This is a genomic window from Acinetobacter zhairuonensis (assembly GCF_022601715.1).
Classification (GTDB): Bacteria; Pseudomonadota; Gammaproteobacteria; order Pseudomonadales; family Moraxellaceae; genus Acinetobacter.
This window is the reverse complement of record NZ_JAKVIM010000026.1, coordinates 36,497-48,658: the sequence shown is the minus strand read 5'-3', so window position 1 is coordinate 48,658 and position 12,162 is coordinate 36,497. Positions and strand designations below refer to the sequence as shown.

Sequence of the window (12,162 nt, the reverse complement as noted above, 5' to 3'; positions counted from 1 at the left end):
GATATGATTCAACATAATGTTTTTAATAAATATAAAGTAAATGTCGTAATTATAAAGTTTGCCGTATAGTATAAAAATTTAGCGTTTTTGACCAGCGCCAAGCTGAATTTTATGGCACTTTGTGACGTAAATTGACAATATAGAAAGGAAATTATGCAGTATTATTTACGCTATAGATGCATGATGTAGTGATTAAAAACACTTTAAATATTCAATTCCAAATTTATAATTAATATGATTAAAAATCAAAATGATAAGTTTAATTCATTTCTTAAATCTCTATCCATTTTTTAAGGTGCTTTATAAGAGACTGACTCACAGAATATTTGACCGAATTCAGTTTTTTATGTTTACAAAATTATTTTCACTATGCGCGTATATTGCTGAGAAGATCAAGCCTGCGCTTTTAACCACGTCACAAAAACCTCGACTTTGGGTAATAAGCGACCATGTGCTGAAGCAAGATAATAATGTTGCTCACACGCCATTAGCATTTCAGGAAATGGAATGATCAACTCGCCTCGTTCAAGCTCTGGCTGAACCAGTCTTTTTCTGCCCATACAAATGCCCAAATGCTGTTTAGCTGCCAAAACCGCCAAATCCGAGCGGTCAAACTGCATGCCCTTCGAGGTATCCAGTTCTAACCCAAAATGATGTGCCCAGCTCTGCCACTCTTCGGTTCCCCTACCATTGTTCCATGCTTGGCTGTCATGCAGTAAAGTACAATCCTGTAGCTGCTGCACATGCCCCATCAAATTCATCTTTTTGGCATATGCTGGACTACACACGGGAATGATCTGCTCATCCATCAAATACTGATAATTCAAATTGGCTGAAGGTTGATGATCAAAATAAAGCGCCAAATCAATGCCTGTGCGTTGAAAATTAACACTGTCATTGCCGGTTAAAATCGACAGCTCAATCAATGGATATTGCTGAATAAAATCCTGCAATCTGGGCATCAGCCAACATTGGGTAATTGAAGGACGTGCATAAAGGGTCAGTGAGCCCGCCAAAGCCTGATTTTGAATGGCATTCAGTTCATGGTTCAAATGTTCCAATGAGGACTGTAATACAATAAAAAGGCGCTGCCCTTCAGACGTTAGTTCCACCTTACGGTGTAATCTTAAAAAAAGCTGGAGCTGAAGCTCTTTTTCAAGCTGGTTGATTTGATGACTCACCGCACTTGGGGTCAGACATAATTCTTCGGCAGCCAAGGCAAAGGACTGATGTCGAGCTGCGACTTCAAAGGTATACAATTTGGAGAGTTGAAAACCCGTTAAACTGCTCTTTGCCATGTGTACGTTCTCCACGGGATTCAATTTCCTTCATCAACTAGCGAAATCATATGGGTGATGAATTTAAGATTAATTTATCTCACCCTTATGAATATATGTAAGAGATTTCTCTCACTTCAGATGAATTTTTCTAATGTTAAATCCAAATATCATCATTTGACCAATCCCTATAAATCCATTCAAATACATCAAAATAAGTTTTCTGCAAATGGAATATTTCTGCGTTGAAAGCCAGTAAATACCTGAATGAGTGCCCAATATGAATCCTGAGCAAATCCAACAATTGTGTGAACAGCATCCCATCGTAAAGGAATTAATCGAACTGAAAGAAACCATTTGGTTCAACCCCAATTTCACCACTTTGGCAGAAGGATTACCCTTTGTTGGGCTGAACCAAGCAGATATTGAGGATGCACGTGACCGTCTGGCACGCTTTGCGCCTTATCTCATGGCTGCATTCCCAGAAACCGCGGCAACACATGGCATTATTGAATCTGAACTTGCCGCAATTCCCCAAATGCAGCAGCAGCTAGAAACACAATTCGGGAAAAAAACTCAGGGCACACTTTGGCTAAAAAAAGATAGCCATTTACCGATTTCAGGTTCAATTAAAGCGCGTGGCGGGATTTATGAAGTGCTGTGTTTTGCAGAAAAACTGGCGCTGGATGCAGGCTTACTCAGCATCGAAGATGACTATGCCAAACTCAATCTGCCCGAATTTAAGCAGTTTTTTAGTCAATACAGTATTGCGGTCGGGTCGACTGGCAATCTCGGACTCTCCATTGGCATTATGAGTGCACAACTGGGCTTTCAAGTGACGGTGCATATGTCCGCAGATGCACGCCAATGGAAGAAAGATAAATTACGCGCGCACGGCGTTACCGTGGTCGAATATCTGGAAGATTATGGCGTGGCGGTGGAAGCAGGTCGAAAAGCTGCACTCACAGATCCAAACTGCCACTTTATTGATGATGAAAATTCTCAGGCACTGTTTTTGGGTTATGCGGTTGCAGGCGAACGTTTAAAGCAGCAATTGCAGCAACGCCAAATTCAAGTCGATCAAGATCATCCGCTGTTTGTCTATTTACCTTGTGGCGTAGGCGGTGGTCCTGGTGGGGTCGCGTTTGGATTGAAAATGGCTTTTGGCGACCATGTACATTGCTTCTTTGCCGAACCGACCCATTCTCCGTGTATGTTGTTGGGTATAGCTACAGGTTTGCATGATCAAATTTCCGTACAGGACATTGGGATTGATAACATCACCGCTGCGGATGGGCTGGCGGTGGGTCGTGCTTCTGGCTTTGTGGGTCGTGCCATGCAAAGACTACTGGATGGACTTTACACGTTGGATGACCAAACCCTGTATCAATTACTCGGTCTACTCCATCAAACTGAAGAGCTCAAATTAGAACCTTCTGCCTTGGCAGGTATGTTAGGTCCTGTGTTGATTGCTCAACATCCTGAATATGCAGTCATGCATCATTTCACAGCAACGCAATTGCAGCATGCCAATCATATTGTTTGGGGCACGGGTGGTGGCATGGTGCCTGAGCAAGAGATGGCGAATTATTTAGCAAAAGCGCAGAATTAATTGAATTTTCATCCACTTTAACATTGAGATATGAAACCATTCAGCCATTAACTTTGATGGCTGAATGATTCAAAGTTCTTCATTAAAATTTAAAACTATAATCTACATTAATTCGTGTCTCATTCGTCGAGTGGAAGGTCATATTGGTGGGCATATCATTTCGATAATGTGAAAAACGCGTTCTGAGCCCTAAGCCTTTGAGTCGTCCTTCTGGTACGCGATACCCCAATTCAACCTCCATAGACTCTTCTTCAAAACGTTGATCACCAAAGCTTAATAAATCAATATCCTCACCTTTGGCATAGCGCGTCATAAAGCGCAGACCCTTGAGTGATGTTTCTCCGAGTCGAACATTTTTAAAGTCATAGTCATAGCGTACGGAGTAAACTTTTTCATCTTTGTTGGAATAATCTGAACTCATAAAGTCCAGTACAACAGGACTCTCTGCACCCGATAGGAACGGTAAACCGGTATCACCAAATGACTGCATATAACCCAGCGAAAGTGTATGCCCCTGATAATTCAGTCCAAATAAGCCACTGATATGACGGTTGTCGACTTGTCCGATTTTTTCACTCCCAGCATCATCACTATTAAAGAAGCGCACATCACTTAAGAAATTATATTGATCAGAAATCGGCTGTTTGCCATTAAAGCCCAGAAATTGTTGCTGATAAATATCTTGCAATTCAGCATGGTACAAACGCACGCGATAGGCATTATTGAGTTGATACGCCCCGCCTAAGGTATAGAAATGATCCGTTGTCGCCGCATTGTTATAACGGCGATTAATATTATCAATTCCAGCATCGGTGTAATGAATCGAATCTCTTTGACGAACCTGATCGACATAAAATCCTTCCAATTGTAAGTTTGGAATTTCAGTCGAAACCAGTCTCACACCACGATAAGTCTGTGGGAGCAATCGTGCTGGAGATGAAAAAATGGTCGGAAGTTGTGGAACTAAATCCCCAACAAAGAGTTGATTATTCCGAAATTTCGCTTTGCCTGTGACACCAATTTTTCCATAGTAATCGTCTCGTGAATTATCGGAATTGACGGGTAATAAACCCGTACGAGCATAATCATCTGCACGATTGCCTATGAGGTTAAAACCAGCCATTGCCAGAACATCCATACCGAATCCAACCGATCCTTCCGTATATCCAGACTGCCCTTTGAAAATCAGACCTTCAGCCCAATCCCGAGCAGCCGTATAACGGTAGGGATCCTGTTTATAATCCCGATCAAAGTAAAAATTACGCAATGTGAGCTCAGCTTGACTATCTGCGATGAACTGCGCATGTGTCACATTTGCAAATATTGGGCACAAGCAGACCCCCACCCATAAAGATGTCTTTTTCATTATTATCTCAACGTTTAAATTTTATTTAGGTCATTACGCAGAAGTATTTAAGGACAAACTTTGACTCTGCTGATGTCTATAAACCGCTTTACCCAGAATTAAAATCAGGAAAATCGCCAAGATAAAGACAATGCCGTAATACGCATAAAGCTGCTGAGGAGCAATCCCTTGATCTAAAAATATACCCGCAACGGTTGGTGAAAGAATGGCGCCAATACGACCAAATCCAATTGCATAACCTACACCGCGACTTCTGATTTCAGCGTCATAAATCGTTGGTGAAATGGAATACAGTCCAGCAACACAACCGTTAATAAGCGTGCCAAGCAACAAACCAACTGCAAGCGCAATACTAACCTGAGCAGAAACGGCTACAAACAGGAAGATACACAGTGCGGTTAAACCTAAGAATAAACTGAGGGCGTGGAAAATTTTAATGCGTGAAGCAAGAAGCCCAATAATTGCAGCACCAAAAATACCGCCAACACTAATTAAAATACCAGTACTTACCCCTTGATCTCGAGACATCCCCATGGCAATCAAAATCTTTGGCGTCCAACTCATGACAAAGTAAAAGCCAAACATCACCAAGAAAAATGCAAACCATAGACATAACGTCTGGAAACCCTGATGCCCACGAAACAGTTTGGCAACATCGCTGCCCTTTTGCTGTTCTTCACGTTCATACTGCGGCAAGGCATTTAAAACCTTTAACCCCATACGCTGTAAAATCGTATTGGTATTTTCCAAAGCACGTGCTGGTTTTTTTGCCAACAAATAATCTAGTGATTCTGGTAATAACCATAATGCAATCGCGAACATGACTAAGGTTGTTATACCCCCAGCCAAGAAGACTGAACGCCAGCCTAAATGCTCAATCAAGACAAAAGTTAAAATCCCGCCTAAAGTTGCCCCAATGCCATAACCTGTGGACATTAAACTTACTGCAAGACTTCTCCAGCGCAGATTGGCATATTCACTCGCAAGAACGTTACTGCTCGCTAAAATGCCTCCGACACCAACACCGGTAATAAAGCGTAAAATTGCCAACATGCTATGACTTTGCACCAAGGCACATGCCGACATACTTAAACCAGCAATGACTAAGCAAATTAAAATTAATAAACGACGACCAATTTTATCCGCTTGCGGTGCCAATAAAATTGAACCTGCAGCCATGCCAAATAATCCTGCGCTTAACAAAATTCCGATTTGTGCACCAGACAACGCCCACTCTGCAGACACAGATGGTGCGGTAAATGCCATAACCATGACATCAAAGCCATCAATTACATTGAGCAAAATACAAATTAGAATCACGAACCATTGATAACGGCTCATTTTGTTTTGATTGATCTCGTGTAAAACGTTTCTATCCATTGTGTGCCTCTCAATTCGGATAAGAAATGCTTACGAGCATGCAGGAAAGTAGCATTCGGTGATTATGCATATCCTTATCCATAATTGCCTTGACGGAATAATTAAGAATTGAAGTTGATCCTGTGCGAAGACCAGTGTTATAGAGCATCCTGCTCTTTTTCTATACTGCTTGTTTGGATCCAAAAAATCAATATAGCAATCTCATAATTATGAAAAATATTATTAATAATATAAATATCAATTAAATAACAATATTTTATACATCTAATTTTTTATTTTAAAAAAATGTGGATCCAATCATTAAAGTGATTTATTATTATTATTAGCGCCACCGACCTTTAAGCAAAGCGCTCAATACAAAAATATCTTAGTTGCATGATGCACTAAAAAAGAACTTTCAAGGACTGTCATATGACACACACAAAACTAAGCCAATTATCCCTTGGCTTAATCCTCGCAAGCACTTTGATTGAACCTAGCTATGCGGCTAACCAAGTCAAAGCTCCACCAAACATCATGATTATTCTAGCCGATGACTTGGGTTTTTCCGACATTAGTGCCTACGGTAGTGAAATTAAAACTCCCCACATCGACAGCCTACTGACACAAGGAAAAATGCTATTTAACTTTCATACATCCTCTATGTGCTCACCCACACGTGCGCAACTGATGACGGGTGCCGACAATCATGTGGTAGGTTTAGGAGCGATGTATGAAACCTCCAAACGACAAGAGAAATTGGTTGGCGCAGATAGTCCTCGCGCATTATTGAAAATAGACGGCTACTCTGGGCACCTCACCCAAAATGCTTATACGCTTGCAGAAATGCTTAAACATAAAGATTATTACACCTTTATGGTAGGTAAATGGCACTTAGGTTTTGAGACAAATCAAAACCCCAAAGCACGTGGTTTTGACCAATCTTTCGCACTATTGGATGGATTCGACCTACACTATAAAGAGCAACCTCAGAATTATCCACGCACCACACAATATACTGAAAATGGCCAAAAAGTATCGTTACCAGATCACTACTACTCCACAGATTTCTTTACCCAAAAAGCATTTGAATATCTGAACAAGAACACCCAGAACAAACCCTTTTTTGCTTATATGGCATACACCGCTCCGCACTGGCCTATTCAAGCACCAGCACCATATCGTGATATGTATAAAGGCAAATATGATCAAGGTTATGATGCCATTAAAATGGCACGATTTAATAAACAGAAAAAATTAGGTTTAATCCCCGTAAATACTGAATATCCAGCCAATAGCGGCAACAATGCTTTAAACACCAAAAGTTGGGAACAATTAACCCCGCAAGAGCGTAAATATGAAGCACGTAAAATGGAAGTTTATGCGGGCATGGTCACTCAACTGGATGACCGCGTTGGTGATGTGATTCAGTATCTAAAAAAGCACAACCAGTATGACAATACTGTGATTGTGTTTATGTCAGATAATGGTGCCGAAGGTGGAAACCACAACTTCCCGATGGGTGACGCAGACAACCGCTATGAAAATATTGGCAATGCTACTTCTTACGTCTACATGGGACCCCGCTGGGCTGAAGTCAGCAGCACGCCTTTTACCTACTGGAAATCAGCAGCCACAGAAGGTGGCGTACGCGTGCCTTTCCTCGTGAAATTTCCAAGTAATATTTCCAAAGATCGTGGCATCAATAATAACTTTGGAACCGTGCGCGATATTTTCCCTACAGTGATGGAATTGGCTGGTATTCAACCTAACCAGCTATACCCTGCTGATAGCAAAAAAATTCAACCTTCAGGCTACAGCTTAATCCCAGCACTCAAAAACAATGCAGCCCGTATTCGTCCTGTAAACTACCATGAATTTAAAGAACTTCATGGCAGTCGCTATGCCAAAAATGATGAATGGAAACTGGTCGAAAACTCTCCATCAAAATTCAAGAGCCATGGCTGGGAACTTTATAATCTAAAAAAAGATTTTAACGAACAGCACAATGTCTATGCACAGCACCCAGATGTCGTCAAAATTTTAAATACCAAATACCTATCTTATGCAGATCAGAACGGCGTAGTTGATTTTGAGCAATACAACAAGAAATAAGGAACAGAAAAATGATGAAGCAAGCCATTTTGTCTTCATCATTGATCCTATTATGTGCTTGCCAAGATAGCTCCCATAAAGCCAACCAGAATTCTGTTTCAGATTTAGGTAATCGCACCAAGTGCGCAGCCTATTCAGGCTTGCCTCATGGCTGGCCTTCGCAGAAAGATGCTGGAATGGTCAAACTTCCACAAGGAAGCATACAACTTGGCACCACCAATGGATATGATGATGAACGACCACTCAACCAAACAACCAGTCAGGTTCCTGCTTTTTTAATTGATGCAACAGAGGTAACCCATGCACAGTTTGCTGAGTTTGTGAAACAAACAGGCTATATTACGGATGCAGAAAAACAAAATGGCGCAGCCATGTTCGTTCAACCCACCCAACCCGTTGCAGAGTTAAATTGGTGGACGTTTGAACAAGGTGCCAACTGGAAACACCCTTGGGGACCAAAAAGCAGCAAGCAGCCTCAACCGAATGAACCAGTGCGAATGGTGACTTGGAATGATGCCTATGCCTATGCAAATTGGTTAGGACATGATTTACCCACCGAGCTTGAATGGGAATATGCAGCAAAGGGATTTCAGCAAAACTCCGATCTAGGTCCTCAACATAATGGTCACATCACTGCCAACTATTGGCAAGGTGAATTCCCTTATCAAAATAACCAAAATGATGGTTTTTCTGAGGTTTCACCTGTCGGGTGTTTTGACAAAAATCCATTCGGGTTATACGACCTGATTGGCAATGTATGGGAATGGACGCAAACCCCATATACAGGACCACGAGACCAGCACATGGGAGACCCCGCGCAATATCGGGTCAACCATAGCGAGGTATTGAAGTACACCATTAAAGGTGGCTCTTATTTATGTGCATCCAACTATTGTGCACGTTACCGTGCTGCCGCAAGACACCCACAAGAACTCGATTTAGCCACCAGTCATGTTGGTTTTAGGACAGTCAAACGTTTTTAAATGGAATTAAAATGAAACATATTTTTAAAAATGGGATTTTCATCTCAGGGGCTTTTTTTGCCTGTTGTTCAGCACACAGTGCCGAATCTTACAATTTTAAAAACGATCTGGTTTTAAAAACCTTTAGTTTCGATCGAGACTACGAAGACAGCAACAGCAGTGACTCCAGTAGTTTAAGCCAAGGTTTTCTCTATAGGGGCGACTGGTCTATGAAAATTGACCAAGTACAGCTTCATCTTATGCCTAGCCTGCAATATGCTTATCGCCTCAGCTCTGATCAGCATAGCAATGATTTTGTACTTCCTTTTGATCCTGTCAGCAAATCACAAGCGCAAGACTACACAAAATATGGTCTAGGTGCGGGAATTGAATATCAGAATGCTCGATTTAATTTTGGTGAACTCACACCAGATGATCCGCTTACACCTCAAGTCGACACTCATCAGTTAAGAGTCAACTACAAAGGTGCAGAGCTCAAATATAAATATCAAAATCAGAATTTTAATCTAGGCTTAATTAACCGTTACTCCCCCCGAAATGAGGAGGATTACCACAAGTTAGCCATTTCCAAACAAGAGTCAGACGGCTTATATTTTTTAAGTTGGGATGGTAAAACCAGCAAATACTCATGGAAATTTTATGATGGTTATTTACAAGACATCATCAACCAGAGTTATTTTGCATTAGATTATAATTGGACCCCTCAACATACTACGAAAATACGCCTGTTCCGTCATGATGAAATAGGAGCAGCTAAAATTGGAGAATATGACAACACTTCATTAGGTGTCATGCACTTTATTAAATATGGCAATTTGCAAACAGGGTTTGGCTATCAAGAGAACTATGGTAAAGACGGCATCCCGAAACTAGACGGAATGCCTATCCCCCACATGGTCAATTGGACTTTAGGCGCCTTCACCAAAGCCGATGAAAAATCCTACCATTTTGTCGCCTCATATAATCTTCAGGATTACATCAAAGGTCTAAAAATTACCTACAAATATATCTATGGAGATTCGTTCAAAACCAATAATCAGGATAATTTTGAACAAGAAAGCGACATCTTGGTTCAATATGACATGAATCACTGGGTTAAAAACCTCAAATTCCTGTTCCTGAATATTGATTACGACACCAAAAATGGCAAAAGCCTAGATGAACAGCGCTTTATGCTGCATTACACCCTCAAATTTTAATTCAGCACGATCCAAAAACCTATACCGATAGGTTTTTGGATCCATAAATACAATTATGATAAATTAAACCCCAATAAAAGAACAAATAGTACAACTAACAATCAGAATTATCCATGTAAAAATCCATAAATACCCTAAAATTAATCCAAATGCCAATTGACCACATAATCAAAATGCGATAAATTGGATCCAATAATTGACAAGGAGTCATCACAATGTTTATCAAAAATGCTTGGTATGTAGCATGCCGTCCAGAAGAAGTTCAAGAAAAACCCCTTGGTCGTACGATCTGTGGCGAGAAAATTGTTTTTTATCGTGGTAAAGAAAATAAGGTTGCTGCTGTCGAGGATTTCTGTCCGCATCGTGGTGCACCGCTGTCATTAGGTTATGTTGAAGATGGTAATTTAGTGTGTGGTTATCATGGTCTGGTGATGGGCTGTGAAGGTAAAACCATTTCTATGCCTGCTCAACGCGTAAACGGCTTCCCATGCAACAAGGCTTATGCAGTCGTAGAAAAATTTGGCTTTATTTGGGTCTGGCCAGGGGAAAAAAGCCTTGCCGATGAATCCAAACTCCCTGTTTTGGAATGGGCAGATCATCCTGAATGGAGTTATGGCGGTGGCTTATTCCACATCCATTGCGATTACCGTTTGATGATTGATAACCTCATGGACTTAACCCATGAAACCTATGTGCATTCCAGCAGTATTGGTCAAAAAGAAATTGATGAATCCTTACCGACCACCAAAGTTGATGGCGATCATGTGATTACCGAACGTTATATGGAAAAGGTCATCGCACCGCCATTTTGGCAAATGGCCCTCCGTGGTAATCACTTAGCCGATGATGTTCCAGTCGATCGTTGGCAGCGCTGTCACTTCTTTGCACCAAGTAATGTGCATATTGAAGTGGGTGTAGCACATGCAGGTCATGGCGGTTATGACGCCCCTAAAGACAAAAAAGTCTCTTCAATTGTGGTGGATTTTATTACCCCTGAAACAGAAACATCACATTGGTATTTCTGGGGTATGGCTCGCAACTTCCAGCCTGAAAATAGCGAACTTACTGATAAAATTCGTGAAGGACAAGGCAAAATCTTTACTGAAGATTTGGAAATGCTGGAACAACAGCAACAAAACATTCTGAATAATCCACAACGTAAACTGCTCATGCTGAATATTGATGCAGGTGGGGTTCAATCGCGCAAAATTATTGACCGCTTATTGAATGAGGAAAGACAAGCTGCTGTACAACCTGAAGTGGTTAAATTTCCGAATATTCACGTAATTTAAAGAAGGATTAACATGGACGTTATGATCAATAAGATTCACCAACTTACCCCTTCCATTCGTGCATTTGAACTTGTTTCAACCTCAGGCTCGGCTTTGCCGCGCTTTGAGGCCGGGTCACATATTGATGTGCATCTTAAAAATGGACTGATCCGCCAATACTCTCTTTCGAATTGTTCTAGTGAACAAAACCGCTATGTGATTGGGGTACTACAAGATGAAAACTCACGTGGTGGTTCACGCTGCATGCATAATGACTATCATGAAGGCGATGTGTTAAGTATTGGGCAACCTCGTAATTTATTTGCCCTACACCCAAACACGAAAACAGCGGTTTTATTTGCTGGAGGCATTGGGATTACCCCAATCCTTTCTATGGCCTATCGCTTAAAAGCACAAAATATTCCTTTTGAACTGCATTATTTCGTCCGTACGCATGAAATGATTGCCTTTTATGGCAATTTAACTACGCATTTTCCTGATCAGGTACATTTCCATATTCAGGATCAAGACGAAACACAATGTAATATGCAGCAGGTATTGCAGCAGCCAACTTCAGATAAACATCTTTATGTCTGTGGTCCAACGGGCTTTATGCAGTTCGTTATGCAGTCTGCAGAAACAGCTGGCTGGCAAACCGAGCAGCTACATCAAGAACATTTTGTAGCACAACAAAGCAAACATGAAAATGATGAAGCATTTACCGTGGAAATTGCAGGCACTGGACGTCGCATTGAAATTCACCCAGAACAGACGGTAACTCAAGCCCTACTAGAACACGGTTTTGACGTACCTGTATCTTGCGAACAAGGGATTTGCGGTACATGTATTACCCGTGTGGTTTCTGGAACCCCAGATCATCGAGATATGTTTATGACCGATGAAGAGCGCGCTTTGAATAATCAATTCACCCCTTGTTGCTCTCGTTCGAAGTCCAAAAACCTCGTGATTGAGTTATAAGT

9 protein-coding genes are annotated in these 12,162 nt (G+C 41.2%); 6 read left to right on the top strand and 3 right to left on the bottom strand.

Annotation, left to right across the window (positions count from 1 at the left end; all coding sequences use genetic code 11):
* Positions 1 to 392: 392 nt before the first annotated feature.
* Positions 393 to 1,298 (bottom strand): DNA-binding transcriptional regulator DsdC, encoded by a 906-nt coding sequence (gene dsdC, locus MKI85_RS15980; protein ID WP_241629146.1) that lies wholly within the window; start codon positions 1,296 to 1,298, stop codon positions 393 to 395.
* Between the two features lie 259 nt (positions 1,299 to 1,557).
* Here dsdC and MKI85_RS15975 point away from each other — a divergent pair, with 259 nt between their 5' ends.
* Positions 1,558 to 2,889, top strand: a complete 1,332-nt coding sequence (locus MKI85_RS15975) for a D-serine ammonia-lyase (RefSeq protein WP_241629144.1) — start codon at positions 1,558 to 1,560, stop codon at positions 2,887 to 2,889.
* Between the two features lie 82 nt (positions 2,890 to 2,971).
* Here the strand turns inward: MKI85_RS15975 and MKI85_RS15970 are convergent, their stop codons facing one another.
* Complete coding sequence (locus tag MKI85_RS15970) at positions 2,972 to 4,255, bottom strand: OprD family outer membrane porin (protein ID WP_241629142.1); 1,284 nt, start codon at positions 4,253 to 4,255, stop codon at positions 2,972 to 2,974.
* Positions 4,256 to 4,288: 33 nt separating this feature from the next.
* On the bottom strand, positions 4,289 to 5,635 hold the full coding sequence (locus MKI85_RS15965; protein ID WP_241629140.1) for an MFS transporter: 1,347 nt from the start codon (positions 5,633 to 5,635) through the stop codon (positions 4,289 to 4,291).
* A gap of 411 nt (positions 5,636 to 6,046) precedes the next feature.
* On the opposite strand from MKI85_RS15965, the gene MKI85_RS15960 reads away from it, so the two are divergent.
* From MKI85_RS15960 to MKI85_RS15940, 5 genes are all read left to right on the top strand, one after another.
* Entirely contained in the window at positions 6,047 to 7,729 is a 1,683-nt protein-coding gene (locus MKI85_RS15960; protein ID WP_241629137.1) for an arylsulfatase, read from the top strand.
* Positions 7,730 to 7,758: 29 nt separating this feature from the next.
* Positions 7,759 to 8,712 carry a formylglycine-generating enzyme family protein gene (locus MKI85_RS15955; protein WP_241629162.1) on the top strand — a complete coding sequence of 318 codons (954 nt, stop codon included), beginning with the start codon at positions 7,759 to 7,761 and terminating at the stop codon, positions 8,710 to 8,712.
* Between the two features lie 11 nt (positions 8,713 to 8,723).
* Positions 8,724 to 9,911, top strand: coding sequence for an OprD family outer membrane porin (locus MKI85_RS15950; protein WP_241629133.1), 1,188 nt, complete (start codon positions 8,724 to 8,726; stop codon positions 9,909 to 9,911).
* Positions 9,912 to 10,126: 215 nt separating this feature from the next.
* Positions 10,127 to 11,203, top strand: coding sequence for an aromatic ring-hydroxylating dioxygenase subunit alpha (locus MKI85_RS15945; RefSeq protein WP_241629130.1), 1,077 nt, complete (start codon positions 10,127 to 10,129; stop codon positions 11,201 to 11,203).
* A gap of 12 nt (positions 11,204 to 11,215) precedes the next feature.
* On the top strand, positions 11,216 to 12,160 hold the full coding sequence (locus MKI85_RS15940; RefSeq protein WP_241629127.1) for a PDR/VanB family oxidoreductase: 945 nt from the start codon (positions 11,216 to 11,218) through the stop codon (positions 12,158 to 12,160).
* The last annotated feature ends 2 nt before the right edge of the window (positions 12,161 to 12,162 follow it).